Origin of the sequence: Agromyces hippuratus (assembly GCF_013410355.1) — a bacterium.
In the GTDB taxonomy this organism is placed as follows: Bacteria; Actinomycetota; Actinomycetes; order Actinomycetales; family Microbacteriaceae; genus Agromyces; species Agromyces hippuratus.
Genome location: NZ_JACCFI010000001.1, coordinates 3,799,082 through 3,823,550 on the forward strand (window position 1 = coordinate 3,799,082; position 24,469 = coordinate 3,823,550).

29 protein-coding genes are annotated in these 24,469 nt (G+C 70.5%); 20 read left to right on the forward strand and 9 right to left on the reverse strand.

Translation table 11 applies throughout. The annotated features are described in order from the left end of the window. Positions 1–116: 116 nt before the first annotated feature. The 4 genes from BJY17_RS17795 to BJY17_RS17810 all read left to right on the forward strand — a co-directional run bounded on the left by BJY17_RS17795 (position 117) and on the right by BJY17_RS17810 (position 3,351). Positions 117–914 (forward strand): class I SAM-dependent methyltransferase, encoded by a 798-nt coding sequence (locus tag BJY17_RS17795; protein WP_179552546.1) that lies wholly within the window; start codon positions 117–119, stop codon positions 912–914. A 79-nt stretch (positions 915–993) separates the two neighbouring features. Continuing rightward, complete coding sequence (locus BJY17_RS17800) at positions 994–1,899, forward strand: DMT family transporter (RefSeq protein ID WP_179552547.1); 906 nt, start codon at positions 994–996, stop codon at positions 1,897–1,899. Positions 1,900–1,924: 25 nt separating this feature from the next. Continuing rightward, the gene (ychF, locus tag BJY17_RS17805) at positions 1,925–2,998 is read left to right on the forward strand and encodes a redox-regulated ATPase YchF (RefSeq protein WP_179552548.1); all 1,074 of its coding nucleotides are present in this window, start codon (positions 1,925–1,927) and stop codon (positions 2,996–2,998) included. After that, positions 2,995–3,351, forward strand: a complete 357-nt coding sequence (locus BJY17_RS17810) for a zinc ribbon domain-containing protein YjdM (RefSeq protein ID WP_179552549.1) — start codon at positions 2,995–2,997, stop codon at positions 3,349–3,351. Before ychF ends, BJY17_RS17810 begins: the two co-directional genes overlap by 4 nt. A gap of 6 nt (positions 3,352–3,357) precedes the next feature. Here BJY17_RS17810 and BJY17_RS17815 read toward each other — a convergent pair whose 3' ends face one another. After that, positions 3,358–3,795 carry a VOC family protein gene (locus BJY17_RS17815; RefSeq protein ID WP_179552550.1) on the reverse strand — a complete coding sequence of 146 codons (438 nt, stop codon included), beginning with the start codon at positions 3,793–3,795 and terminating at the stop codon, positions 3,358–3,360. 81 nt (positions 3,796–3,876) lie between these two features. On the opposite strand from BJY17_RS17815, the gene BJY17_RS17820 reads away from it, so the two are divergent. Next, a complete protein-coding gene (locus BJY17_RS17820; protein WP_179552551.1) occupies positions 3,877–4,425 on the forward strand; it encodes a GNAT family N-acetyltransferase in 549 nt (182 codons plus the stop codon). A gap of 48 nt (positions 4,426–4,473) precedes the next feature. Here BJY17_RS17820 and BJY17_RS17825 read toward each other — a convergent pair whose 3' ends face one another. Then, positions 4,474–4,818: a LysR family transcriptional regulator gene (locus BJY17_RS17825; RefSeq protein WP_179552552.1), complete on the reverse strand. Its 345-nt coding sequence runs from the start codon at positions 4,816–4,818 to the stop codon at positions 4,474–4,476. 149 nt (positions 4,819–4,967) lie between these two features. Here BJY17_RS17825 and BJY17_RS17830 point away from each other — a divergent pair, with 149 nt between their 5' ends. Beyond that, entirely contained in the window at positions 4,968–5,273 is a 306-nt protein-coding gene (locus BJY17_RS17830; RefSeq protein WP_179552553.1) for an NIPSNAP family protein, read from the forward strand. An 18-nt stretch (positions 5,274–5,291) separates the two neighbouring features. Here BJY17_RS17830 and BJY17_RS17835 read toward each other — a convergent pair whose 3' ends face one another. After that, positions 5,292–5,843, reverse strand: a complete 552-nt coding sequence (locus tag BJY17_RS17835; RefSeq protein WP_179552554.1) for a hypothetical protein — start codon at positions 5,841–5,843, stop codon at positions 5,292–5,294. A 30-nt stretch (positions 5,844–5,873) separates the two neighbouring features. Between BJY17_RS17835 and BJY17_RS17840 the strand changes: the two genes are divergently transcribed. Then, on the forward strand, positions 5,874–6,512 hold the full coding sequence (locus tag BJY17_RS17840) for a hypothetical protein (RefSeq protein ID WP_179552555.1): 639 nt from the start codon (positions 5,874–5,876) through the stop codon (positions 6,510–6,512). 78 nt (positions 6,513–6,590) lie between these two features. On the opposite strand, the gene BJY17_RS17845 is transcribed toward BJY17_RS17840, so the two are convergent. Continuing rightward, positions 6,591–7,313, reverse strand: coding sequence for a hypothetical protein (locus BJY17_RS17845; RefSeq protein ID WP_179552556.1), 723 nt, complete (start codon positions 7,311–7,313; stop codon positions 6,591–6,593). Between the two features lie 53 nt (positions 7,314–7,366). After that, positions 7,367–7,594, reverse strand: a complete 228-nt coding sequence (locus tag BJY17_RS17850) for a hypothetical protein (RefSeq protein ID WP_179552557.1) — start codon at positions 7,592–7,594, stop codon at positions 7,367–7,369. 159 nt (positions 7,595–7,753) lie between these two features. On the opposite strand from BJY17_RS17850, the gene BJY17_RS17855 reads away from it, so the two are divergent. From BJY17_RS17855 to BJY17_RS17900, 10 genes are all read left to right on the forward strand, one after another. Continuing rightward, the gene (locus tag BJY17_RS17855) at positions 7,754–7,936 is read left to right on the forward strand and encodes a CsbD family protein (RefSeq protein WP_179552558.1); all 183 of its coding nucleotides are present in this window, start codon (positions 7,754–7,756) and stop codon (positions 7,934–7,936) included. 42 nt (positions 7,937–7,978) lie between these two features. Further along, positions 7,979–8,236, forward strand: a complete 258-nt coding sequence (locus BJY17_RS17860; RefSeq protein ID WP_179552559.1) for a DUF6458 family protein — start codon at positions 7,979–7,981, stop codon at positions 8,234–8,236. 99 nt (positions 8,237–8,335) lie between these two features. After that, entirely contained in the window at positions 8,336–9,184 is an 849-nt protein-coding gene (locus BJY17_RS17865; RefSeq protein WP_179552560.1) for a DNA-formamidopyrimidine glycosylase family protein, read from the forward strand. A 101-nt stretch (positions 9,185–9,285) separates the two neighbouring features. Next, entirely contained in the window at positions 9,286–9,807 is a 522-nt protein-coding gene (locus tag BJY17_RS17870) for an RNA polymerase sigma factor (RefSeq protein WP_179552561.1), read from the forward strand. Positions 9,808–9,901: 94 nt separating this feature from the next. Beyond that, positions 9,902–11,245 (forward strand): hypothetical protein, encoded by a 1,344-nt coding sequence (locus BJY17_RS17875; RefSeq protein WP_179552562.1) that lies wholly within the window; start codon positions 9,902–9,904, stop codon positions 11,243–11,245. 60 nt (positions 11,246–11,305) lie between these two features. Next, positions 11,306–12,166: an Fpg/Nei family DNA glycosylase gene (locus BJY17_RS17880; RefSeq protein ID WP_179552563.1), complete on the forward strand. Its 861-nt coding sequence runs from the start codon at positions 11,306–11,308 to the stop codon at positions 12,164–12,166. Positions 12,167–12,212: 46 nt separating this feature from the next. Further along, positions 12,213–12,791 carry a GNAT family N-acetyltransferase gene (locus BJY17_RS17885; protein WP_179552564.1) on the forward strand — a complete coding sequence of 193 codons (579 nt, stop codon included), beginning with the start codon at positions 12,213–12,215 and terminating at the stop codon, positions 12,789–12,791. A 92-nt stretch (positions 12,792–12,883) separates the two neighbouring features. Next, on the forward strand, positions 12,884–13,672 hold the full coding sequence (locus tag BJY17_RS17890; protein ID WP_179552565.1) for a GNAT family N-acetyltransferase: 789 nt from the start codon (positions 12,884–12,886) through the stop codon (positions 13,670–13,672). 31 nt (positions 13,673–13,703) lie between these two features. Next, complete coding sequence (locus tag BJY17_RS18840; protein WP_179552566.1) at positions 13,704–15,380, forward strand: ABC-F family ATP-binding cassette domain-containing protein; 1,677 nt, start codon at positions 13,704–13,706, stop codon at positions 15,378–15,380. Positions 15,381–15,410: 30 nt separating this feature from the next. Continuing rightward, entirely contained in the window at positions 15,411–16,061 is a 651-nt protein-coding gene (locus BJY17_RS17900) for a GNAT family N-acetyltransferase (RefSeq protein ID WP_179552567.1), read from the forward strand. 73 nt (positions 16,062–16,134) lie between these two features. Here the strand turns inward: BJY17_RS17900 and BJY17_RS17905 are convergent, their stop codons facing one another. Then, positions 16,135–16,593 (reverse strand): hypothetical protein, encoded by a 459-nt coding sequence (locus tag BJY17_RS17905; protein WP_179552568.1) that lies wholly within the window; start codon positions 16,591–16,593, stop codon positions 16,135–16,137. A gap of 148 nt (positions 16,594–16,741) precedes the next feature. Between BJY17_RS17905 and BJY17_RS17910 the strand changes: the two genes are divergently transcribed. Next, positions 16,742–17,188 (forward strand): nitroreductase family deazaflavin-dependent oxidoreductase, encoded by a 447-nt coding sequence (locus tag BJY17_RS17910; RefSeq protein ID WP_179552569.1) that lies wholly within the window; start codon positions 16,742–16,744, stop codon positions 17,186–17,188. On the opposite strand, the gene BJY17_RS17915 is transcribed toward BJY17_RS17910, so the two are convergent. Next, positions 17,166–19,109, reverse strand: a complete 1,944-nt coding sequence (locus tag BJY17_RS17915; protein WP_179552570.1) for an anthranilate synthase family protein — start codon at positions 19,107–19,109, stop codon at positions 17,166–17,168. The two genes, BJY17_RS17910 and BJY17_RS17915, sit on opposite strands and share 23 nt — an antisense overlap. A gap of 185 nt (positions 19,110–19,294) precedes the next feature. Here BJY17_RS17915 and BJY17_RS17920 point away from each other — a divergent pair, with 185 nt between their 5' ends. Further along, positions 19,295–20,113, forward strand: a complete 819-nt coding sequence (locus tag BJY17_RS17920) for a putative protein N(5)-glutamine methyltransferase (protein WP_179552571.1) — start codon at positions 19,295–19,297, stop codon at positions 20,111–20,113. A gap of 45 nt (positions 20,114–20,158) precedes the next feature. Here BJY17_RS17920 and BJY17_RS17925 read toward each other — a convergent pair whose 3' ends face one another. Beyond that, on the reverse strand, positions 20,159–20,809 hold the full coding sequence (locus BJY17_RS17925; protein ID WP_179552572.1) for a phosphoribosyltransferase: 651 nt from the start codon (positions 20,807–20,809) through the stop codon (positions 20,159–20,161). 265 nt (positions 20,810–21,074) lie between these two features. Between BJY17_RS17925 and BJY17_RS17930 the strand changes: the two genes are divergently transcribed. Further along, positions 21,075–22,793, forward strand: coding sequence for a substrate-binding domain-containing protein (locus tag BJY17_RS17930; protein WP_179552573.1), 1,719 nt, complete (start codon positions 21,075–21,077; stop codon positions 22,791–22,793). Positions 22,794–23,009: 216 nt separating this feature from the next. Here BJY17_RS17930 and BJY17_RS17935 read toward each other — a convergent pair whose 3' ends face one another. Next, the gene (locus BJY17_RS17935) at positions 23,010–24,467 is read right to left on the reverse strand and encodes a DHA2 family efflux MFS transporter permease subunit (RefSeq protein ID WP_179552953.1); all 1,458 of its coding nucleotides are present in this window, start codon (positions 24,465–24,467) and stop codon (positions 23,010–23,012) included. Positions 24,468–24,469 lie beyond the last annotated feature (2 nt).

A 24,469-nucleotide genomic window follows, 5' to 3' on the forward strand; every position in this document is an offset into this window, starting at 1 on the left:
CGCGCCGACACCGCTCGCCACCCGCGCCGCGAACCGCGAGGTTGACGGATGCCCCGGGCTGGGCGTGGAATGGCGGTGACCCGGGTCGGCCGGGGCACGTGAGGAGAGCAATCGCGATGAACGATCGACCCGAGGTCTCGGCTTCCCGCGAGCACGGACTCGTCGCCGACCCCTCCGACCCCGCGACGCTCGAGAGTGCGCGCTCGTTCGGCGCCGCGGCATCCGTCTACCATCAGGCCCGGCCCGGCTACCCGGCCGAGGCGATCGCCTGGCTCATCGGCGACGCGACCCGCGTGCTCGACCTCGGGGCGGGCACCGGCAAGCTCACCGAGGCGCTCGTGGCACTCGACCGCGAGGTGATCGCGGTCGACCCCGTCGAGGAGATGCTCGAGGAGCTCGAGGTCGCCGTGCCCGGGGTGCCGCGCCTCCTCGGCACCGCTGAAGACATCCCGATCGAGGATGCCGCGGTCGACGCCGTCGTCGCAGGGCAGGCCTGGCACTGGTTCCAGCCCGAACGGGCGATCCCCGAGATCGCGCGCGTGCTGCGCCCGGGCGGCGTGCTCGGACTCGTCTGGAACAGCCGGGATACGCGGGTCGACTGGCTCCGCGAGGCAGGCGAGATCATGCACGAGCGGCACGATGCGAGTGCCACGTTCGAGAGCTACGTCAACGTCGGGCCGCCGTTCGGCGAGATCGCCGAGCACACGGTCGAGTGGGGTGCGCGGATGTCGCGGGAGGGGTTCCTCGACCTCGTGCGCTCGCGCAGCTACTTCATCACCGCGTCGCCCGAGGAGCAGCACGCGACCATCACCGCGTTGGAGACGCTGCTCACGACGCATCCCGACCTCGCGGGCGCGGAGGAGCTCGTCGTGCCGTACGTGACGCGATGCTTCCGCACCGTGCTCGCGAACTGAACGAGAGACCGCACCCACGACGGCGCTCGCATGACGCGACCGGCCGGAGCCGGCCCGAGCGAGCCCGTATCCTGACCTGATGCATCGCGGACGGGCGTACCTGGCACTCGCGCTCGCCAACCTCTTCTGGGCGGGCAACTACGTCTTCGGCGAGATGGTCACCGCCGAGATCACGCCGATCTCGCTCACGTTCTGGCGTTGGGTGTTCGCTGCGATCCCGCTGCTCGTGCTCGCCTGGGCGATCGAACGGCCCGACTGGCGGTCAGCCGCGCGCGAGTGGCCGCTGCACCTGCTGCAGTCGGTGCTCGGCCTCACGGGCTACACGCTCTTCCTCTACAGCGCCCTGGGGCTCACCGGCGCGGTGAACGCCTCGGTCATCTCGGCGATCAATCCGGCGACGATCGCGCTCGCCGCGGCGATCTTCCTGCATCAGCGGCTGCGCGGCCTGCAGATCGTCGGCCTCGTCGTCGCGTTCGCGGGCGTGACGCTCGTGCTGACGGGCGGCGACGTGATGGCCGTGCTCGAGCAGGGGTTCCGCGTCGGGGATCTGCTCGTCGTGGCATCCGTCATCGCCTGGACCGCCTACTCGATCGTCGCCCGGCGACTGCGCACCCCGCCCATCACGGCGACCGCCGTGCAGGCCGTGCTCGCGGTCGTGACCATGCTGCCCTTCGTCGCCGTCGTCGGGGTCACCCTGCCGAGCACCGCGGGCAGCATCGCGGGCCTCGTGTACATCGTGATCTTCCCGTCGATGCTGGGCTACGCCCTCTGGAACCTCGGCTCGGGCGCCGTCGGCCCCGCCCGCGCCGGCATCTTCCTGAACCTGCTGCCGGTCTTCACGGTGCTCATCGCCGTGGTGCTCGGGCAGTCGCTCGAGCCGGTGGCGATGGCGGGCGGCGTGCTCGTGCTGCTCGGCGTGTACCTGACGCTCCGGGTCGGTCGACCGAAGCGAGCGGATGCCGCGACCGATCTGTCGGCGCGATAGACAGCTGCCGGTACGATAGACCCCCGTGGCTCTCACTATCGGCATCGTCGGCCTGCCCAACGTCGGCAAGTCCACCCTCTTCAACGCCCTCACCAAGAACCAGGTGCTCGCGGCGAACTACCCGTTCGCGACGATCGAGCCCAACGTGGGCGTGGTGAACCTGCCCGACCCGCGGCTCGAGACCCTCGCCGGCATCTTCGGCTCCGAGCGCATCCTGCCCGCAGCGGTGTCGTTCGTCGACATCGCCGGCATCGTGCGCGGCGCCTCCGAGGGCGAGGGACTCGGCAACAAGTTCCTCGCGAACATCCGCGAGGCCGACGCGATCGCGCAGGTCGTGCGCGGCTTCGAGGACTCCGACGTCGTGCACGTCGAGGGCACCGTCGACCCCAAGGCCGACATGGAGACCATCAACACCGAGCTGATCCTCGCCGACCTCGAGACCCTCGAACGCGCCATCCCGCGCTACGAGAAGGAGCTCAAGGGCAAGAAGATCGACCCCTCGGTGATCGACGCGGCGAAGGCCGCGCTGGAGGAGCTGCAGCGGGGCACGCCGCTCTCCGCGGCATCCGTCGACCTGACCCCCATCAAGGAGCTCGGCCTGCTGACGGCCAAGCCCTTCATCTACGTCTTCAACGTCGACGAGACGGTGCTGACCGACGACGCCAAGAAGGCGGAGCTCGCAGCGCTCGTCGCACCCGCAGAGGCCGTGTTCCTCGACGCGAAGATCGAGTCGGAGCTCATCGACCTCGACCCGGCCGACGCCGCCGAGCTGCTCGCCTCCACCGGGCAGGACGAGTCGGGCCTCGACCAGCTCGCCCGCATCGGCTTCGACACGCTCGGCCTGCAGACCTACCTGACGGCGGGCCCGAAGGAGTCGCGCGCCTGGACGATCCCGAAGGGCGCGAAGGCGCCTCAGGCGGCCGGCGTCATCCACACCGACTTCGAGCGCGGCTTCATCAAGGCCGAGGTCATCTCGTTCGCCGACCTCGTCGAGACGGGCTCCGTCGCCGAGGCCCGCGCGAAGGGCAAGGCCCGCATGGAGGGCAAGGACTACGTCATGCAGGACGGCGACGTGGTCGAGTTCCGCTTCAACGTATGAGCGAGTCGCTGCCGATCTGCCCCGAGTGCTCGAGCGAGCACACCTATGAGATGGGCGCCCTGCTCGTGTGCCCCATGTGCGCGCACGAGTGGGCTGCCGACGAGGCAGCAGCGGATGCCTCGGAGTCCGGCCCGCGCGTCATCACCGATGCCGTGGGCAACGTGCTCGCCGACGGCGACACCGTCACGGTCGTCAAGGACCTGAAGGTCAAGGGCTCGTCGACCGTCATCAAGGTGGGCACGAAGGTGCGGGGCATCCGGCTCATCGACGGGGTCGGCGATCACGACATCGACTGCAAGGTCGACGGCGTCGGCCCGACCCAGCTGAAGTCGAGCGTCGTCAAGAAGGCCTGACCGGCCTCAGCCGAGCTCCTGGGCGAGTCCGATGAGGATGCCCTCGGGTCCGCGCACGTAGCAGAGCCGGTACGCGTCTTCGTAGCGCACCACCTCGGTGCTGACGAGTTCCGCGCCCTGCTCGCGCAGGCGGGCGAGCAGATCATCGAGGTCGTCGACGGCGAACATCACGCGCAGATAGCCCAGCGCGTTCACCGGGGCGTTCCGATGGTCGGCGACGACGGATGGCTCGATGAAGCGCGAGAGCTCGATACGGCTGTGGCCGTCGGGTGCGCGCATCATCGCGATCTCGACCCGCTGGTTCCCGAGGCCGGTGACGCGTCCGGCCCACTCGCCCTCGACGACGGTCTGCCCTTCGAGCTCGAGTCCGAGCTCGCGGAAGAACTCGATCGCGGCGGCGAGATCCTCGACGACGATGCCGACGTTGTCCATCTTCACGGTCATGGCGTCACCCTACCGAGACGAACGCGCGCCGGCATGTTGCGTCGTGGCGCTCCGGTCGGGCGGTACTGACAGGATGGCCTCGTGACCCTGCCGACCCCGATCCTGCACACCGAGCGACTGCGACTCCGGCCGTTCACCGACGACGACGCCGATGCCCTCTTCGCGTTGCAGAGCGACGCCGACGTGCTTCGCTACTGGGACTCGCCGCCGTGGGTCGACCGTGCCTCGGTCGCACGCTTCATGGACGGATGCCGACGGATGGCGGAGGAGGGCAGTGGTGCGCGCGTCGCGATCGAACGCTCCGCCGACCAGGCCTTCGTCGGCTGGTGCACCTTCAACAGCTGGAACCCCGACTTTCGCAGCGCCTCCCTCGGGTACTGCTTCACCCGGGCAGCGTGGGGACACGGCTACGCGACGGAGGCGGCGCGCGCCGTGCTCGGCTGGGCGTTCGACGCACTCGACCTCAATCGGGTGCAGTCCGAAACCGATACCCGCAACCCGGCGTCGGCCCGAGTGCTCGAGAAACTCGGGTTCACGCGCGAGGGGACGCTGCGCGAGGACTGCATCGTCAACGGCGATGTGTCCGACTCCTGGGTGTACGGGCTGCTGAGGCGTGACTGGGTGCGCTGAGCGCTTCATCACCGCGTTCCGGGCGTCGGGCCGTGCAGTTCGCCGCCGTCAGCGCCCCTGACGCTTCTTGTACGGCTTCGGCTTGCCCTTCACGATGGGGGCACGGCCCTTGCCCTTCGAGGCCTTCGCCTTGCCGCCGGCCTTCACCGCCGGCTTCTCGGCGGGAGCGGGTGCAGCGGCGATCTCCGCCCTGGCCTCGTCGAGGAGGAGGACTCCGACCCTGGTGAGCTGAGTCTCGCCCTGCCGGGTGAAGAGCGGGTGCCCGACCTCGGCCTCGAGCTTCTCGATCGACGAGTAGAGCGAAGCGAGCGGGATGCCGAGGGCGTCGGCGGCACGGGGGAAGTGCAGCTCCTCGGCGACTGCGACGAATCGTCGAAGCAGGATGATGTTCACGGGGAGCCTCTCGTCGGCCCGCGCCAATCGCGGTCCGTCTTCAGGTTACGTGAGTCGGCGCTCCAGGGCGCGTGGCGGGCGAGCCCGGTGCCATACTCGATGCGCGCCCTGCGCCCCAGAACCCTGCCGACAGAGACGAGTCGCCCCTGATGATCACCGTGCACCTGCGCTACGAGATCGATGCCGACAAGATCGCGGAATTCCGCGAGTACGGCGAGCGATGGATCCGCCTCGTCAATCGGCTCGGCGGGGTGCACCACGGGTACTTCCTCCCGAGCGAGGGCGACAGCGACGAGGCGTTCGCGCTGTTCACATTCCCGTCGCTGGCCGACTACGAGCAGTACCGGCTGGCCGCCGCCGACGATCCCGAATGCATCGAGGCCTACGAGTTCGCCGTCGCGACGAAGTGCATCCGGCGCTACGAGCGACGCTTCCTCTCGCCGGTCTTCGACTGAGGCGCCGAGCGGCCCGGGCTACTCGGACCGGTTGTGGCAGGTGACATCGACGACCCACGCCAGCGAATAGTCATCGTTGCCCGACACCGCGGCGACCGTCTCACCCGCGACCACGTCGGAGAACCTCAACGTCTGGACGTGGTCGGGCGTCAGTTGTTCGTTGTCCGACGCGTAGCCGATCGTGACCGTCATGATCTTGCAGTCGCGTTCGGGAATGATGCCGGTCACCCAGCACTGCTCGAACTCGGTCGAGCATTGCTCCATGTAGCGGTCGTCGGTGTAGTGCTCGAGCGCGGCCGGGAAGCTGAACATCGCACCCCGGTGAACGTGCCCGCGGGGGCGACTCGACACCCACCGACATCCGTTCGCGACCCCGCCGGTATCGATTCGATCTCGGTGCGTGTCGCGCTCCGCAACCTGCGGTCTCCCGGCCTGGGCGCACCCTAGGCTGATCGCGAGTTGATCGAGTCCCTGCACTCGTCCTCGCACAGCCTCCGACCACATCCGCGCGTCCAGCGTGATGGTGGTCGTCGTGCGCTGACCGAGGCCCGGAGGGGGGCCGGTGGCCAAGAGGCTTGGCTGCCACTGACAAGGAGAACGATGAAGAAACTGAGTGTTGCATTCGCGGGGTTGGCCATCGCGGCTCTCGCACTGACCGGATGCGCGTCGAGTCCTGCCGACCGTGCCGTCAAGGTGACCCCGTCTGCCGAGGCGGAGCCGTCGGAGACCCCCGAGGCCGCGCCCGCGGATGCCGCCTTCGACGGCGGCGCCGACGCAGCGCCGGGTTCCACGGTTCCCGCCGGCACCTGGGGGAACATCCCGTACCTCGACTACGACGACAACGAGTCGGTGCTGTCGCACCACCTGAAGAGCATCGACAAGGCGGCCCAGGCCGATGTCGACACCCTCGTCGCCGAGATCCCCGAGCTCAAGGGCATGGACGTGTACTTCGCCAACGTCGAGTCCCGCTACGTCAGCGGCGACCTGCAGCCGTTCACCCAGCCGAGCGACTTCGACGTGGTCGACGCCAACGGCGACCGGGTGCAGAGCCTCATCCTGGTCGGCTTCGACGCCTGCCCGAGCGACTCGTTCGGTGACGAGGAAGAGGTCAAGACCCAGGTGATCACCAACTGCTACGCCGCTGCCGTCGCACCGGGCGGCAACGTGCCGGCCGGCGTGAAGTGGTCGCAGTACGACACGCCCACCGAAGAGGAGCCCGTGCTCTTCGTCATCAAGTAGTCGCGTTCGAAGCCCCGATCTCCGCGCGCATGCACCGCGGCGAGATCGGGGCTTCTTCGTGCCCGAAGAGCGCCGCGACTACGCGGTTCCCTCGTTGCAGGTGATGTCGGCGAGCCACGAGGAGGCGTAGTCGTCGTCGCCGTACACGACCGGCGTCGGCTCGCCCGCGACGACGTCGAAGAAGCGAAGGGTCTGGACGTAGTCGGATTCCTCCTGCTCCAGCGTCTCGGCGAACGCGACCGAGACGATCATGATGCTGCAGTCGCCCTCGGGGATGACGGCGGCCATCCAGCATCCCTGCTCGTACTCGGCGGAGCACTGGCCTGCGTAGCGCCCGTCGTCGTAGTACTCGATCGCGGCCGGGAAGGTGAAGCCCGTCTCCGCTGCGGAGAACCGCTCGACGGTCTCCGAGGTCGTGCCCGAATCGAACTCCGGCTCGGCGAGTTCGGTCACGCGCTGGGTGAGCGCCGAGACGCCGAAGGCGAGGGCGACGACGAGCCCGATGACGACGACGGACGCCCCCGCGACGATGCCGGCGATCCAGCCGGTCGAGAGGCCGCGTCGCGGAACGGGCGGCGCCGTGCTCGCAGCGCCGAACGCGGCGCTCTCGGCCAGCAGGGCCGCTCGAGCCTGTTGCAGGGTCATCGCCCACGATTCGGCCGCGTACCGGCTCTCGGCGTCAGGATACCGCGACGGATGCCGCGCCCAGGCCTCGGCGCGATACGCCGATTCGATCTGCTCGGGCGCGAGCGCGCGCACCGGATCGAGGTTCAGTGCGGCACGGGCGGCGATGGTTTCCACGACGAGATCATATGGTGCCGCGGGTGCAATCGAACGCCAGGTCTTGGAAGGGGTCAGGCGACGTGCCGTGCCGGGCTGTCGTGCCCGCCGCTGAGTACCCGGCTGACTGCCTCGGGTGCGGCCGTGAACCGCCCTGCCGCGCCGTCGTCGGCGAGGTAGTGCACGCGGATGCCGCGGCCGACGCGCGCGAGCTTCGTGATCTCGTAATTGCCGCCGGAGACGCTGACGAGTGTGTCGCCCACAGCGAGGTGCCGGGTCTCTCGCAGTTCGATCGTCGTCATAGTGAGAGTGTCTCAGCACCCACCGACATCCGCGCGCGACCGTAGGTGCCGTCGGCCGCCTTGTCAACCCGTTGCCGACCGTATGGCACTCTGCCTACCGTGGAGGAGCCGACGCACTGAACAGGTGCGCCGGCGGTATCGATTCCCGAGGAGGACGCCATGAGCGCCAAGGACGACATCGGCAACACCGCTGACCGCATGACCGGAAAGGTCAAGGAGGGCATCGGCAAGATGACCGACAACGAGCGACTGGAGGCCGAAGGCAAGGCCGACCAGGTCAAGGCCGACGCCAAGAAGGCCGCAGACAAGGTCAAGGACGCGTTCGACGACGCTGGGAAGTAGCCCGGCGGCTCATCCGCCCACGACTGAACCGGAGGACATGACATGAGCATCGGCCTCGGCATTCTGCTCGTGGCGATCGGCGCGGTACTCACCTTCGCGCTGAACGTCACCGTCGACTGGATCGACCTCGATCTCGTCGGCTACATCTTGATGATCGCGGGGGCGGTCGTCATCATCTTCGGTCTCGTCTTCATGATGCGCCGTCGTCGGAGCATCTCCACGACGAGCACGACCACCGATCCGGTGGCGGGCCAGCGCGTCACGCGGACCGAAGACCAGGCCCCACCTCCCGAGGTGTAGGGCCTGCAGGGGAGCGGGTGCCGCGCCGGGGGGCGCGGCACCCGCGCACCGGGCTCATGGGGCTATCACCGCAGTCACCCCGTGTGCGATGCTGGCGGCATGCCCGAGTCGCCCGAGGTGCAGGCGCTCGTCGAAGATCTGGGCACGCGATTGGCGGGCCGCGAGATCACCGACGTCGACGTCGTGGAGTTCCGTGCGGCCAAGACGCGCACCAGGCCGCCGTCGTCGCTGCGCGGCGAACGCGTGAGCGGGGCGACCCGACACGGCAAGCACGTCGACCTCGCGGTCGGCGACGCCCAGCACCTCGTGGTCTCACTGGGTCGGCACGGCTGGGCGCGATACGCGAACGGCGAGACGGACGAATCCGTCGCCGACGCGCCGCCCACACTCGTCGTGCTCGCCTTCGACGACGGAACGGTCGTCGAATTGACGGATGCCGGTGACTGGGTGTCGCTCGGCTGCTTCGTCGTCGACGACCCGAAGGACGTGCCGGCGGTCTCGAAGCTCGGACCCGACCCCGCCGACCCAGGATTCACGCGCGAGGACTTCGACCGCGTCGTCGCCGGGCGCCGCAAGCAGGTGAAGGCCGTGCTGCAGGAGCAGGAGTCGATCGCCGGCGTCGGCAACGCCTATTCCGACGAGATCCTGCATCTCGCGAAGGTCTCGCCGGTGGCGCACGCTGCCGCGCTGACCGAGGGCGAGCTCGATCGCCTCTTCGAAGCCACGGTCGGCACCGTCAGAGGTGCGATCGAACGGCAGCGGGGCGTGCCGATCGACCAGCTCAAGGCCGCGAAGGTCGCGTCGATGCGGGTGCACGGCCGGGCCGGCGAGACGTGCCCGGCCTGCGGCGACACCGTGCTCGACTTCTCGTTCGCGAGCACGACCGCGCAGTACTGCCCGACCTGCCAGACCGGCGGGGAGCACCTGCCGCTGCGTGCCGCGGAATAGTTTCGCGCGGGGCCGTGCAAGACTCGCGGCTGACGCGACATATACCGGGTGTGAGGATCGCCAGCACCGCAGCACGCGCCGACGCAGCCGAGGAGGTGGCGATGCCCGAGCCCGCAGACGCGGCCGCGTCGAGTGCCGACACGGCATGGTTCACCGAGGTCGTCCGCGAGCATTCGACCGCCCTCGTGCGCTACTTCGCCCGTCGGGGCCCGCGCCAGGACGCGGAGGACCTCGCCGCGGACGTCTTCGCGACCGCGTGGCGTCGCCGCGCCGATGTGCCGCGTGACGCGGTGCTGCCCTGGCTCTACCGCACCGCGGGGTTCACGCTCGCGAACGGGCGTCGCAAGCACATCGACCTGCCCGTCGAAGTGGTTCCCGAGACCGGGAGCGCGCGCATCGAGCACGACCCCGAGCTCAGCGCACTCTTCGACGCGGAGCTGCGCGGCGCGCTCGAGAGCGTCGGCGAGCGCGACCGGCGCATCCTGCTGCTGCACGCGTGGGAGGGCCTCGACGGCCAGGAGCTCGCCGACGTGCTCGGCATCTCGCGCTCCGGCGCGGATGCTGCGCTGTCACGGGCCCGCAAGCGCCTGCGTGAGGCCTGGGGCGAGCGGATGTCGTTCTAGGTGTACTGCCTAGCCCGGTTCCGGCGGTCGATGCAAGGTTCTTCCCGCTCGGGACATATCCCCAAGTGAACCGCACGCACGAAGGGTGTTCGACATGAACGACGACAACGATCTCGACCCGGTCGCACGACTGCGCGCCGCCGACCCAGCGGCCGACGTCGAACCTCGCCCCGGATTCGCCGAGGACGTCATCGCACAGACGGCGGCGCCGCAGGCGGCGCCGGCCGAGGTCGCCGATCTCGAGTCCGAGCGCGCCCGGCGCCGCCCGCGTTGGCTCGTCGTCGCGGCGGTCGCCGCGTCCGTGGCGATCGTCGGCGGTGCGGGGTTCGGCATCGGAACGCTGACGGCCGGATCGACCGAACTCGCCGCCGCTCCGATCTCACTGCAGATGGGCGATGCGCAGGGCGGTGCAGCGCAAGACGGCGCAACGCAGGAGTCCGCCGCCTTCGACGCCGCCGGTCGCAAGATGGCCGGGTCGAGCGGCGTCAACGACATGATGATGCCCTACGGCTACGGTCGCAACACGTTCAGCGCCTCCGGACTCTCGACCGCCGGCGGTTCGGCCGCCGCATACGCCTACGATGCGCGAGCCGCATCGAACACCGAGACCGTCGCCGCGCTCGCCGCAGCGCTCGGTGTCGAGGGCACCCCCGAGCTGAAGGACGGGAGCTGGATCATCGGCCCGCAGGACGGTTCCGGCCCGGCGCTCTACGTCGGGCTCGATGGCACGCTCGGCTTCTCGTACTCCGACCCGCTGAACAACCCGTGGGCCTGCGAGCCGATGCAGGTCGAGCCGGCCGCTCCCGACGGCGCGGTCGTTCCCGAGATGCCGATGTGCGAGCCGCCCGTCGCCGACCTGCCGAGCGAGGCCGCCGCGATCGACGCGCTCCGATCGCTCATCACGGCCGTCGGGCGTGACGCCGACGCGTTCGAGTACACCTCTGAGACGTGGGAGGGTGCGGTGACGCAGGCGGCGCAGGCGTGGCCGGTCGTCGACGGTCAGCGCATCGACCAGGCATGGTCGCTCGAGCTCACGAAGGCGGGCATCGTCAGCGCCTCCGGCGCTCTCGCCGACCTCGTGACGATGGGCGACTACGAGGTCGTCAGCGAGCAGGAGGGCTTCGAGCGGCTCTCCGACATGCGGTTCGGTGCGCAGATGACCGCAATGCGGTTCGATGCGGCCGACGCGCCGGTCGACTTCCCTGTCGAGGAGTGGGTGCCTCCGACCGAGCCGCCGGCCACGCCCGCAGCGGGAAGCTCCGTCTCGTGGCCCGTGAACGACGTGCAGATCGTCAGCGCACGCCTCGGGCTCTCGAGCCAGTGGCAACCCGATGGCAGCGTGCTCGTGGTTCCGGCGTACGAGTTCACCGACGCCGACGGCGGCACGTGGTCGGTCATCGCGGTCACCGACTCGAAGCTGGACTTCGCGACGGAGTGACCTGCGACCGCAGGCGCCGGTGAGGGTGCGGCTGTCGGCGGCCGGGTGCAGGATGTCGGTGTGCCCGAGCTTCCCGAAGTGCAGGCGCTCGCCGCGTTCCTCGACGAGCGGGCGGCGGGTCACGCCTTCGCCTCCCTTCGAGTCGCGGCGATCTCGGCGCTGAAGACCTTCGATCCGCCGCTCTCGGCGCTCGAGGGGCAGCGCATCGAGCGCGTGCGACGCCACGGCAAGTTCGTCGACCTCGACACGGGCGGGCCGCACCTCGTGTTCCATCTCGCGCGGGCCGGCTGGCTGCGCTGGTACGACGAGGTGCCGTCGACCCCCGTGAAGCCCGGCCGTTCGCCGCTCGCCCTGCGCGTGCGGCTCGACGACGGCTCCGGGTTCGACCTGACCGAGGCCGGCACCAAGAAGTCGCTCGCCGTGTACGTCGTGGGCGACCCCGGCGAGGTGCCGGGCATCGCGCGGCTCGGGCCCGACCCCACGGCTCCCGACTTCACCCTCGCCGACTTCGCCGCCGTGCTCGACGGCCGCCGAACGCAGATCAAGGGGGTGCTGCGCGACCAGTCGGTGTTCGCCGGCATCGGCAACGCCTACTCCGACGAGATCCTGCACGCTGCGAAGATGTCGCCCTATGCACTCGCCGCGAAGCTCACGCCCGAGCAGGTCGAGACGCTCTACACCGCGATGCGCGAGACCCTCGCCGAGGCGGTTGCCGTGGCATCCGGTCGGCCGCCCGCCGAGCTCAAAGACGCCAAGCGTCGCGGCATGCGCGTGCACGGGCGCACCGGGCAGACCTGCGAGGTGTGCGGCGACACGATCCGCCAGGTCATCTTCGCCGACTCGACGTTCCAGTACTGCCCGGGCTGCCAGACGGGCGGTAAGCCGCTCGCCGATCGCGTGCTCTCCCGACTCGTGAAGTGATTCCTCCGACTCGTGCACCGGGGTGCTCGCCTGCTAAGCAGGGGGCATGACGACTTCAGACGTGCAGTGGCCGCGCCCAGCGGGGCCGTTGACGCTCCGCCAGCCCACCGACGCCGATCTCGACCAGATCCTCGAGTGGCGCAACACCCCCGAGGTCACCCGCTGGTTGATCCGCACCGAGGTCGAGCCGCGGGCGTTCCGCAAGACCTGGCTCGACGGTGCAGGCGACCCGAACGACCACTCCGCCGTCGCGGTGCTCGGCGACGAGGTCGTCGGCACGGGCGCGCTCTGGATCACCGACGCCATGGGGCAGTCGCACATCGACGACGGCCCCTGGCGCCGAGCCGAGGCAGGCATCGGATACATCCTCGATCCGGCCCACGCGGGCAACGGCTACGCGACCGAGATCGCCCGCGCGCTGCTCGACCTCGCGTTCGGCGACCTCGGCGTGCACCGGGTCACGGCCGGATGCTTCGCCGACAACACGGCCTCGTGGCGCATCATGGAGAAGCTGGGCATGCGGCGCGAGCAGCACGGCGTGCGCGACTCCTGGCACGCGGAGCTCGGATGGGTCGACGGCTACACCTACGCGATGCTCGCCGAGGAGTGGCGAGCGGCTCGCTGACCCGACCCGACAGTTCGCCGAGCAACTCGGGCTCGCGCGAGCATTCCTCGAAGCTTTGCAGATCGGCGGGTCGTGCCCCCAGTATGGGGGCCATGATCCTCGCCGATGAGTTGCTGCGCGCCTACGACGACCAACTCCGCACCGACGCCGAGACGCCGAGCGCGATCGGGGTCGAGCGGCTCGGACCGTTGCGCCTCGTGACCTTCGCGGGAGGCCGCGGATTCGTGACCTACCGCGACCTCGACGGTGCGACCGCGACCGAGATCGCCGGCCTCGTGGTCGGCGCGCTCGCCCACTTCACCGCCGATCCCGAGATCACGCGAGTGGAGTGGAAGACGCGCGGCCACGATGCCGCGCCCGGCCTGCACGGCACCCTCCTCGCCAACGACTTCGAGGCCGACGACGTCGAGTCGATCATGATCGGCGAGGCGAGTGCCCTCGTCGCCGAGGTGCCGCTGCCCGAGGGCGTGACCGTGCGACGCGTCACGGAGGAACCCGATGTCCGCGCCATGTGCCGCATGCAGGGCGAGGTGTTCGGCGACGTCCACTCCGAGGAGACGGCCGACGCGGTGCTCGCCCGCCTCGACCGAGGCGACGGCATGGAACTCTGGGTCGCCGAGGCCGACGGCCGCATCGTCAGCGCAGGCCGGCTCGAACCGGTGCCGGGCACCGAGTTCGCGGGCATCTGGGGCGGTGCGACCCGTGAGGAATGGCGCGGACGCGGTGTCTACCGGGCGTTGACCGCGGCACGCGCGAAGTCGGCGATCGCCATGGGCAAGCGGCTCATCAACTCCGACTCCACGGAGTTCTCGCGGCCGATCCTCGAGCGGTCGGGGCTCATCAGGGTCTCGACGACGACGCCGTACCGCTGGCGGCGCTGAACTCACAGCGCCCGCTGACTAGGGTTGACCGGTGACTGCAACACTCGTGGCCCAGGGCCTCGCCGGTGGCTACGCCCACCGCACACTCTTCGACGGTCTCGACCTCACGGTCGCCCCCGGCGATGTCGTCGGCATCGTCGGCGTCAACGGCGCGGGCAAGTCCACCCTGCTCCGCATCCTCGCGGGCGAGCTCGAACCGCAGGCCGGCACCGTGCACCTCTCGCCGGCTGACGCGTTCGTCGGCTGGCTGCCGCAGGAGCACGAGCGCGTCGAGGGTGAGACCATCGCGGCCTACGTCGCGCGGCGCACCGGTGCGGCCGAGGCATCCGCTCGTCTCGATGCCGCAGCGCTGGCGCTCGGGTCGACGGATGCCCCGGCGCCCGGCGCACCCGACCCCGCCGACGAGTACTCCGTGGCCCTCGAGCGCTGGCTCGCCTCCGGCGCCGCCGACCTCGACGAGCGGCTGCCGGCCGTGCTCGCCGAACTCGGGCTCAGCCTCGGCGGCGCCGACGCCCACCTCTCGGCCGACTCGATGATGACCTCGCTCTCGGGCGGTCAGGCGGCCCGAGTGGGGCTCGCAGCCCTGCTCTGCTCGCGCTTCGACCTCGTGCTGCTCGACGAGCCCACGAACGACCTCGACCTCGACGGGCTCGAGCGGCTCGAGGCGTTCGTCCGAGGCATCCGCGGCGGCGTCGTGCTGGTGAGCCACGACCGCGAGTTCCTCGCCCGTTCGGTCACGCGAGTGCTCGAGCTCGACCTGGCCCAGCACTCGAACCGCATCTACGGCGGCGGATACGACGCCTACCTCGAGGAGCGCGCGACCGCACGGCGGCAGCAGCGCGACGACTACGAGGAGTTCGCCGCGAAGAAGGCCGACCTCGTCTCACGGGCGCGCACCCAGCGCGAGTGGTCGAGCCAGGGCGTGCGCAACGCGATGAAGAAGTCGCCCGACAACGACAAGATCCGGCGCAAGGCCGCGACCGAGTCGAGCGAGAAGCAGGCGCAGAAGGTTCGCCAGATGGAGAGCCGCATCGCGCGCCTCGACGAGGTCGAGGAACCGCGCAAGGAGTGGCAGCTCGAGTTCACGATCGGCCAGGCGCCGCGCTCGAGTTCGGTCGTCTCGACGCTCAACGAGGCCGTGGTGCAGCAGGGCGACTTCACGCTCGGCCCTGTCTCCTTGCAGGTCGACGCGGGGGAGCGCATCGGCATCACCGGCCCGAACGGGGCCGGCAAGTCGACGCTGCTCACTCTCCTGCTCGGGCGGCGCGCGGCCGACGGGGGCACGGCGAGCCTCGGGACATCCGTCGCCATCGGCGAGATCGACCAGGCGCGCACCCAGCTCACCGGGGCGGCACCGCTCGCCGACGCGTTCGAGGCACTCGTGCCCGAGTACTCGGCCGGCGAGGTGCGCACTCTGCTGGCGAAGTTCGGGCTGAAGGCCGACCACGTGCTGCGCCCGGTCGACGCGCTCTCGCCCGGTGAGCGCACGCGCGCCGGGCTCGCGCTGCTGCAGGCACGCGGCGTCAACGTGCTCGTGCTCGACGAACCGACGAACCACCTCGACCTCGCGGCGATCGAGCAGCTCGAAGATGCCCTCGACTCGTACGAGGGCACGCTGCTGCTCGTCACGCACGACCGTCGCATGCTCGAGCACGTGCGTCTCGACCGCCGCTGGCACGTCGAAGGCGGTCGGGTCACCGACAGCTGAGTGTCGGCTGCCGCTGCGAGACTCGAAGCGATGATCGAAGAGAACCAGACCGTTCAGGCCCCACGGCCGCCGATGGCGCAGACCCTGCAGACCGAGCGGCTGCTGCTGCGCCCACTCGCGCTCGACGATGTCGACGCGTACTACGCCGTGTACGGCGATGCTCGCACGTGGGAGCACCTGCCGAGCGGCCGGCACACGAGCCGTGACGAGTCCGAGCGGGCGATCCAGGCCTCGATCGACAGTCGGCGGGCGTATGGGTTCGCGCACTGCGCGGTGCTTCTCCGCGAACCCCTCGGCGAGCTTCCAGCAGGCGTCTTCCTCGGCTCGGCCGGGGCCAAGATGCTCGACTTCGACGCCTGGAACCTCGGCTATCGCTTCGCACCCGAGGCCTGGGGCCACGGTTTCGCGACCGAGGCGGCGACCGTGTCGCTCGCCGCGGCTCAGGCGACCCGGCCCGACACCCCGGTCACGGCGCGCGTGCTCGGCAACAACGCCGGCTCGGTCCGCGTGCTCGAGCGCATCGGGCTCGAACTGCAGTGGCAGGGCCGCTCGGCGCGCCTCGGCGGCCCCGAAGACGACCACCCGTCGACGCCCGGCGGCACGACGCACCTCGACCGGGTGATCTACGCCGACCGTGCGCTCGGCGACGAGACGCTCGACGCAGTCATCGCGCTCGGCTGAGGCGCCGGCCCGCGCTCGAGCGCGGGCCCGCTGCCGTGCGGCGGGCCCGCGCTCGAGCAGTCGGCGTGGGGAGCTAGACCGAGGGCGACGTGCCGTGCCGGCCAGGACCCGTCTCGACGTCGCCATCTCGTGCGGTGGTGTCGACGTCGCCATCTCGTGCGGTGGTGTCGACGTCGGGATCCAGCCGGTCGGCCTTCTTCAGGCGGTCGTCGGCCTCGGTGTGGAGGTCCGCCGCGGCGGCGCTGCGTTCCGAGCTCTCGCGGGCGAGGCGCTCCGAGTCGAGCCGAGCCTGCGCCGCCGCGGCCTCGGCCTGCTTGGCGTCGGCCGCGGCCGCTGCGGCGTCTGCTTCACGCTGACGCGCAGCTGCGTCGGTCTCCGCCGCGCTCTGCCTGAGGTCGGCTGCGCGCCGACGATCGGCCTCGAGACGGGCCTCGCGCCGCCGATTGCCCGTCGCCATGACGATGATGACGACGACGATCGCGATGACGACGACGATGCCGACGATGATCCAGACGATGGTGCTCGTGTCCACGGTGATCCGCCTCCTCCGGTCGGGTCGCACCAGCCAACCGCGCTGAGCCCTCGGCGGCAACGCCTTGCGGATCGCGGCGGAGTGCGGGATGATCCGGCCCCGGCCGGGTGCTGTCGGTCCTCGATCGACTCACGTGAGATGGTGGAGCATGGACCTCGGCGCGAAGATCCTCACGACACGATGGATGGTGCGGCTGCCCATTCCGATCTTCCGGGCGGGCTTCGGATTCGTCTTCGGCGGACGGCTCCTGCTGCTCGAGCATCGCGGCAGGAAGAGCGGCGAATCCAGATTCGTCGTGATCGAAGCGGCCGATCGCGAGGCGCCCGACCGCGTCGTCGTGGCGTCGGGATTCGGGCCGCATGCGCAGTGGTACCGGAACCTCGCGGCTGAGCCCCGCTGCGGCGTGAGCATCGGGTGGCGCCGGCGGGTGCCGGCACGCGCCGAGCTCCTCGGCCGCGACGAGAGCCGCGCCCTGATCGTGCGGTACGCGGAGCGTCGGCCTGCGGCATGGGCGGTGCTTCGGCGCTCGATCCAAGACGCCACGGGCGAGGCGGATCCGGAGATCCCGATGGTCAGGCTGCACCTCCGGCGGTGACGGGCTCGTGGCATGCCGCGTCGTCGACGGGCAGCACCACCTCACCACCGAGCAGCCCGTCGAGGAGCCCCGCGAGCACCGCGAGCCCGTCGGGCGAGAGCACCGACTCCAGGTGTCCCTGCACCGACGCCACGCGCGGTCCGCGGAGTGCGTGCACCACGCCCGTCGCGGCATCCGCCGCCACCTCGAGATCGAGGCTCGGGGTGATCGAACCGTTGTCGGCCAGCGCCGCGAAGGTGTTGTAGAAGCCGATCGACGCCGGCGCTCCGAAGAGGTCGATGTCGAGCTGCACGCCCTGTCGCGGTGCCGGCAGCGGCGAGACCGGCAGCCCGGCGAGGGTGGCGAGCACCTGGTGGCTGAGGCACACGGCGAGCATCGGCGCGCCGCTCGCGAGGCGCTCGACCATCAGCTCGTGCAGGCGCGCCATGCGAGGATCGGCCGAATTGCGCGGGTCGCCCGGCCCGGGGCCGAACACCACCAGGTCGTCGGATGCCTCGGGCACGGCCTCGTTCCACGGCACGACACGGGCCTCGACCCCGAGGTGCCGCAGCTGGTGGGCGAGCATCGTCGTGAAGTCGTCGCCCGCGTCGATGACGAGCGCGGTCGCGCGGCGCGACGGATGAGCCGCCTGCGGCGCGCTCCAGAACGTCGCGAGGTGGTCGTTGCGCGAGTCGAGGAGTGTGGCGATGCGGTCGTCCTCACGCCCACGGTCGCGGAACGCCGAGGCGTCAGTCGTGCTCGGCGCCGGCGTCGGCCGCTTCGCCGACGCCGGGTCCGCGCGTGGAATCGCCCCGAGCGCCGTCAGCACGCCGGCGGCCTTCGCGTGCGTCTCCGCCACCTCGCCGTCGGGGTCGGAGTGCCGCACGAGCGTCGCCCCGACCGGCACGCGCACCCCGCCCTCGCCGTCGACGTACGCCGTGCGGATGAGGATGGGCGCGTCGAGGTCGTAGCCGCCGACTCGGGGCGTGAAGCGCGCCAGCACCCCCGCGTAGTATCCGCGGGCGGTCGACTCGTGGCGCGCGATCACCGTGCAGGCGTTGCCCATGGGCGATCCCGTCACGGTCGGCGCGAACATCGTGAGCCGGAGCACCTCGCGGGGGTCGAGATCGCTGCGCCCCTCGAGCAGGTACTCGGTGTGCGTCAGCCGCGACATCCGCTTCAGGAACGGACCGCGGATGCGCCCGCCGTCGGGGCACACCGCGCTCATCATCTTGAGCTCCTCGTCGACGACCATGACGAGCTCCTCGCGCTCCTTCACGTCGCCGAGGAAGGCGACGAGATCGTCGTCGGCGGGCGGCCCGGCGAGATGGCGGAACGTGCCGCTGATCGGGTTCATCGAGACGACCCCGTCGATCGACGACACGTGCCGTTCGGGCGTCGCACCGACGGCGGAGAGGCCGGGGGTGTACACCGCGAAGGTCCAGTAGGCGCCCGCCTCGTGCTCGAGCAGGGCGCGCAGCCAACCGAGCACCGAGTGGGCGGCGGATGCCTCGATGCGCCCCGTGAACTCGCGACGGATCACGAAGTTCGCACCCTCGCCCCGACCGATCTCGTCGTCGATCACCCGGCGCACGCGCTCGGCGTACTCGGCATCGCTCACGTCGACGGCGAGGTCGTCGACGGCGATCGGATGCTCGGGCAGCAGGCTGATCGCCTCGTCGAGGCCGATCGTCTCCCGCTCGCGCACGACGAGGCATCTCAGCGGCGCGCCGTCGTCGCGTGCGACGAAGCCGCGCTCGCGCACCTGGCGGAACGGCACGAGTGCCAGCACCTCGGCACCGTCGAGCGGGATGTCGGCGAGGCGGTCGACGTCGACGACGTCGCCGACGAGCACGTCGAGCGTCGGCTCGTGCTCCCGTCGCACGACGGCGAACGGTGCAGGGTCGGTGGCGGCGAGCAGTGAAGCGAGCAGTCGCGTCATGGGGTTCTCCGGTCGGGCTCTCGGGCGCCGCCCTCCGCAAACGCGAAAACGACCGCCCTCGGGCGGTCGTCAGTACGTCGAAACGCGTGGCCGCCTAGGAGACGGGCCACCAGTTCTGGTTCGACGAGGTCATGTCGAGGACTCTAGCATCAGCTCTGCTTCGAACGTCGATACGCTTTCGAGTGATGCCGACTGAGACTGAAACCGAGATCGTGACCCGCCTGCGAGCCGCCGGATGCGTGTTCGCCGAAGACGAGGCGGCCCTGCTGCTCGAGACGGGCGCCGAAGGCGGTCAGCTCGAGGCCATGGTCGAACGCCGCGTCGCCGGCGAACCCCTCGAGCAGGTGCTCGGCTGGGCCGAGTTCGCGGGCCTCCGCATTCGCGTGCTGCCCGGCGTCTTCGTGCCGCGACGCCGCACCGAGTTCCTCGCGGCCGAAGCTGCACGTCTCGCCAAGCACGCCGCGGACGCACCTGTCGGCGCCGCGCACACGCCCGTCGTGATCGATCTCTGCTGCGGTGCCGGCGCCATCGGTGCTGCGATCGCGGATGCCGCCGGGCCGCTGCACCTCGTCGCGGCCGACCTCGACCCGGTCGCCGTGCAGGCGGCGCGACTGAACCTCGAACCGATCGGCGGCCTCGTCGTCGAGGGCGATCTCTACGACGCGCTGCCCGCCGAACTCCGGGGTCGCATCGACGTGCTCGCCGTCAACGCCCCGTACGTGCCGAGCGAGGCGATCGCGATGATGCCGCCCGAGGCGCGCGAGCACGAGGCACGCATCGCCCTCGACGGCGGGGGAGACGGTCTCGACGTGCATCGCCGGGTCGCGGCATCCGCTCGTTCGTGGCTCGCCCCCGGCGGTGCGCTGCTGATCGAGACGAGCGAGCGTCAGGCGCCCGTCGCCGCCGCGTTCTTCGAGCAGGGTGGGCTGGACGCCCGGATCCTGCACGATGACGACGCCGACGCGACCGTCGTGGTCGGGGTGCGCGGCGCCGATCCCGCATAGGGGCGCGCGGCTGCGCGGCCGATCCGTCGCCGTCACTCTCGCGGCTCAGTCGCCGGCCCGCGCCGCCGCGAGCAGTTCGGCCACCTGTGCGTCGGTCGTCTGGGCGAAGTCGAGGTAGTGCATGCCGACCGCCATGAAGCCCGGCGGCACCGACAGGCAGACGATCTCGTCGACCGCCGGGTCGGCGGCGAGCGATCCGATCGAGTCGGAGGCGCCGACCGGGATCGCGAGTACCACTCGAGTGGCTCCGCGGGCCTTCGCGACGACCGCCGCGACCCGTGCGGTGGCGCCCGTCGCGACGCCGTCGTCGACGATCACCGCCGTCCGCCCCTCGAGCGAGATGGGCGGCGCGCCGCCACGGAAGCGGGCGACCCGCGCCTCGAGCTCCGCCCGTTCGACGCGTTCGATGTCGCGAAGCTCGCCGGGGGAGACGAACACGGAGTCGACGATGTCGTCGTTCAGTACTCGGGCGCCCTGCTCGCCGATCGCCCCCATCGCCACCTCGGGCTGCCCGGGCACTCCGAGCTTGCGCACGACGAGCACGTCGAGCGGTGCGCCGAGCGCCGCCGCGACCGGTGCGGCGACGGGCACCCCGCCACGCGGAAGGCCGAGCACCACCGGCTTTCCGAGGTCGACGCCCTCGAGGGCCGCTGCGAGCCGCCGACCGGCATCGGTTCGATTCCTGAAGTGCTCCATGTGGTGCGCCCATCGAGCCGCTCGTCGGCCATCTCGCGACCGTTCGGCTCCATTCAATGCTCCCACCACGCCGCCGCCCCGCCAAGGGTTCGAGACCGCCCGGCGGTCGGATGCCTCCGACGACGTGCCCCGTGAACCCGGGGCCGAATCCGAGTGAAGTTCGCGTCTTGCAACTCGTCGCTTACACTGAACCAAATCCCTCCCCGATCTGGGGAACCCGAACTGAGGATTCGACGAGGCCCCCACTCGTCGGCTTGGAGTGTCCGTGGGACGTCACAGTGTCGCGGCAACGGCGAAGCAGCCGGGCCGCAAACTCATCCTGTCCATCATCGGTGCAGTCGTCGTCGTCGGAATCGTCGCTTCCGGCGTCTTCCTCTGGGTCGGCGGCTACCTGAACCCCCTCTTCGCGTCCGCCGAAGCCGGTTGCGCCGAGACCGAGCAGCTCGCCGTGGTCGCCGACACCTCGATCGCGCCGGCGCTGACCGAGATCGCGGAGAAGTTCGACGCGGGCTCCGATCTCTGCGTCACGACCGAGATCACCGCGCAGGACTCGGCCGACACGGCCGCCGTCGTCGCCTCGGGCGGCCAGGAGGCCGACGTCTGGATTCCCGAGTCGAGCGTGTGGCTCGACCGCATGAACGCGACCGCCACCTCGCTCGGTCAGTCGCCGCCCGAGGTCGACGTGCGTGAGTCGATCGCGTCGTCGCCGGTCGTCTTCGCCGGCGCCGCGACGAAGGCCACCGAGCTCGCCGCCGAACCCGTGAGCTGGGCCCGCGTGCTCGGCGGCACGCTGCCGACGATCCTGCCCGACCCCGAGGCATCCGCCGCGAGCCTCGCCGGGCTGCTGGCCCTGCGCGGCCACTCCTCTCCCGACGACCCGCGACAGTTCGCCGGCGCGATGATCGAGCTCGGCAAGTCCATCCCCGCGTCGACCGGCGCCGCGTTCGGCACCGTGAGCGCGGCCCAGGATCCCGCGGTCGTCGTCACGAGCGAGGCGCAGGTCGCCGCGTACAACCTCGACGATCCCGCTGAGGCGCTGGTCGCCGCCTATCCCGTCGACGGCACGGTGTCGCTCGACTACCCGTTCGTGCGCATGTTCGCGCCGGATGCCGCAACCGACGAGGACGCGGCCTCCGATGCCGCTGCAGCGGAGGAGGGCGTCGCGACGCGCGCCGAACTGCTCGATGCGTTCGAGGCCGCGGTCCGCAAGGCCACGAAGACCTTGGCCGCCGATGGCTTCCGGGCGCCCGACGGCACCGGCGAGCTCGACATCACCGGCCTGGGAGCGGAAGCACCTTCGGCGTCGGCGGCGCTCGACGGCGCAGCCCAGCTCGAGATCCTTCGCGCGTGGTCGGTGCTGACGCTGCGCTCGCGCATGCTCGCCGTGATCGACGTGTCGGGCTCGATGGAGGAGCCCGCCGAGAACGGCCTGCGCCGCATCGACATCTTCCAGCAGGCCGCCGTCGGCGCGATGCAGAAGTTCTCCGGGGAGGTCGAACTCGGCGTCTGGGTCTTCTCCACCGCCCGCAACGGCGACCTCGACTACGAGGACCTCTCGCCCATCGCACCGCTCGGCGATGCCGCGCACTCGCAGGAGATCGCCGGGATCATCCAATCGCTCCCGGCCAGGCTCGGCGGCGCGACCGGGCTCTACGACACGACGCTCGCCGCGGTGCAGCGCGTGCGCGAGACCTACGACCCCGAGAAGGTCAACTCCGTGCTGCTCTTCACCGACGGCAAGAACGAAGACGAGAACGGCATCGACATCGACACGCTGCTCGCCGAGCTCGCGAAGATCGACGACCCGACGAAGCCCGTGCCCGTCATCATGATCGGCTTCGGACCCGACACCGATCTCGCCGCGATGCAGCGCATCGCCCAGGCGACGAAGGGTGCCGCGTACTCGGCCTCGAAGCCCGAAGACCTCGGCACCGTGCTCGTCGACGCCCTCTCGCAGCGCAGCTGCCGCCCGAACTGCGGCTGATACCTCGCAGCGCGGCTGCCGCCCGAACTGCGGCTGATACCTCGCAGCGCGGCTGCCGCCCGAACTGCGGCTGACACCTCGCAGCGCAGCTGCCGCCCGAATTGCGGCCGACGGTGGAGTTCACGAAGGCGGCGTTTACGACGACGTAGTGAACGACGAAGGGGGCCCGGCATGTGCCGGGCCCCCTTCGTCGTCTGCGGTCGCGACGCCGGAGCGTCAGTGCGCCATCGGCGCGCCCTCCATCATGTCGGCGGGCTTGCGCACGAAGAACGCCCCCACGATCGCGAGTAGCGAGAGGATCGCGCCCACCATGAACGCGGAGCGGATACCCGATGCCGCGGCCGCCTCGGCCGTCGCGCCCGCCGTGGTCGCGGTGAGCGTCTGCGTCGCCATGATCGTCACGAAGAGCGCCGTGCCCGCTGCGCCGGCCACCTGCTGCACGGTGCCGACGATCGCCGAGCCGTGCGAGTAGAACTTCGGTTCGACGGAGCCGAGCGCCGAGGTGAACAGCGGGGTGAACATGAACGCGAGACCGGCCGAGAGCACGACGTGGGCGACGAGCAGCAGCCACGGCGACGTCGTGTCGGTCACCATCGTGAGCGACCACAGCACGCCGCTCACGACGAACGCACCCGGCACGAGCAACGGGGTCGGGCCGAGCCGGTCGAAGAGGCGGCCGACGGTCGGGCCGAGGAGGCCCATCGTGAGACCACCCGGCAGGAGCAGCAGCCCGGTCATGATCGGCTCGAGGTGCAGCACGTTCTGCAGGTAGATCGGCAGCAGGATGATCGTGCCGAACAGCGCCGCCATCATGATCGTCATGAGGCCGATCGAGATCGAGAAGTTGCGCGACAGGAAGGTGCGCAGGTCGAGCAGCGCGCGGTCGTGCTTCTGCAGGCTCAGCTGGCGCCAGATGAACGCGCCGATCGAGACCGCACCGACGCCGAACGCGATCCACATGGGTGCCGCGCCGAGGCTGCTGCCGCCGGTCTCGGCGCCGATCTGGCTGAGTCCGTAGACGAGGCCGCCGAAGCCGAGGGCCGACAGCACCACCGAGAACACGTCGATGGGGATCTTGCGGGGCTCGCTGACGTTCTCGACCCGGCGGATGCCGATGACGAGCATCGCGAGCGCGATCGGCAGTACGAGCCAGAACATGAACCGCCACGAGAGCGAGTTCAGGATGAGGCCCGAGATGGTCGGGCCGATTGCGGGAGCCACCGACATCACGATCGCGACGCGGCCCATGAGCCGGCCGCGGTCGCTCGGAGCGACCAGGGTCATGAGCGTCGTCATGAGCAGCGGCATCATGATGGCCGTGCCGCTCGCCTGCACGACCCGGCCGACGAGGAGCACCTCGAAGCCCGGCGCCATGGCCGCGATGAGCGTGCCCGCCGAGAAGAGGCTCATGGCGGCGATGAAGATCGGGCGGGTCGCGAAACGCTGCAGCAGGTAGCCGGTGATCGGGATGACGACGGCCATCGTCAGCATGAACGCGGTGGTCAGCCACTGCGCCTCGGAGATCGAGATGCCGAGGTCGACGACGAGGTGCGGGATCGCCACGCCCATGATCGTCTCGTTGAGGATGACGACGAAGGAGGCGGCGAGGAGGAGCCAGATCACCCGGTTGTTGCGGGCGCCGTGCAGCGCCTCGACGTCGGAGTGCTCGTGCATGG

Coding starts and splice junctions, on each gene's coding strand:
- BJY17_RS17795 (WP_179552546.1), top strand. CDS start 117: ATGAACGATCGACCCGAGGTCTCGGCTTCCCGCGAGCACGGACTCGTC.
- BJY17_RS17800 (WP_179552547.1), top strand. CDS start 994: ATGCATCGCGGACGGGCGTACCTGGCACTCGCGCTCGCCAACCTCTTC.
- BJY17_RS17810 (WP_179552549.1), top strand. CDS start 2,995: ATGAGCGAGTCGCTGCCGATCTGCCCCGAGTGCTCGAGCGAGCACACC.
- BJY17_RS17815 (WP_179552550.1), bottom strand. CDS start 3,795: ATGACCGTGAAGATGGACAACGTCGGCATCGTCGTCGAGGATCTCGCC.
- BJY17_RS17830 (WP_179552553.1), top strand. CDS start 4,968: ATGATCACCGTGCACCTGCGCTACGAGATCGATGCCGACAAGATCGCG.
- BJY17_RS17840 (WP_179552555.1), top strand. CDS start 5,874: ATGAAGAAACTGAGTGTTGCATTCGCGGGGTTGGCCATCGCGGCTCTC.
- BJY17_RS17850 (WP_179552557.1), bottom strand. CDS start 7,594: ATGACGACGATCGAACTGCGAGAGACCCGGCACCTCGCTGTGGGCGAC.
- BJY17_RS17855 (WP_179552558.1), top strand. CDS start 7,754: ATGAGCGCCAAGGACGACATCGGCAACACCGCTGACCGCATGACCGGA.
- BJY17_RS17860 (WP_179552559.1), top strand. CDS start 7,979: ATGAGCATCGGCCTCGGCATTCTGCTCGTGGCGATCGGCGCGGTACTC.
- BJY17_RS17865 (WP_179552560.1), top strand. CDS start 8,336: ATGCCCGAGTCGCCCGAGGTGCAGGCGCTCGTCGAAGATCTGGGCACG.
- BJY17_RS17870 (WP_179552561.1), top strand. CDS start 9,286: ATGCCCGAGCCCGCAGACGCGGCCGCGTCGAGTGCCGACACGGCATGG.
- BJY17_RS17875 (WP_179552562.1), top strand. CDS start 9,902: ATGAACGACGACAACGATCTCGACCCGGTCGCACGACTGCGCGCCGCC.
- BJY17_RS17885 (WP_179552564.1), top strand. CDS start 12,213: ATGACGACTTCAGACGTGCAGTGGCCGCGCCCAGCGGGGCCGTTGACG.
- BJY17_RS17890 (WP_179552565.1), top strand. CDS start 12,884: ATGATCCTCGCCGATGAGTTGCTGCGCGCCTACGACGACCAACTCCGC.
- BJY17_RS17900 (WP_179552567.1), top strand. CDS start 15,411: ATGATCGAAGAGAACCAGACCGTTCAGGCCCCACGGCCGCCGATGGCG.
- BJY17_RS17910 (WP_179552569.1), top strand. CDS start 16,742: ATGGACCTCGGCGCGAAGATCCTCACGACACGATGGATGGTGCGGCTG.
- BJY17_RS17915 (WP_179552570.1), bottom strand. CDS start 19,109: ATGACGCGACTGCTCGCTTCACTGCTCGCCGCCACCGACCCTGCACCG.
- BJY17_RS17920 (WP_179552571.1), top strand. CDS start 19,295: ATGCCGACTGAGACTGAAACCGAGATCGTGACCCGCCTGCGAGCCGCC.
- BJY17_RS17925 (WP_179552572.1), bottom strand. CDS start 20,809: ATGGAGCACTTCAGGAATCGAACCGATGCCGGTCGGCGGCTCGCAGCG.
- BJY17_RS17935 (WP_179552953.1), bottom strand. CDS start 24,467: ATGCACGAGCACTCCGACGTCGAGGCGCTGCACGGCGCCCGCAACAAC.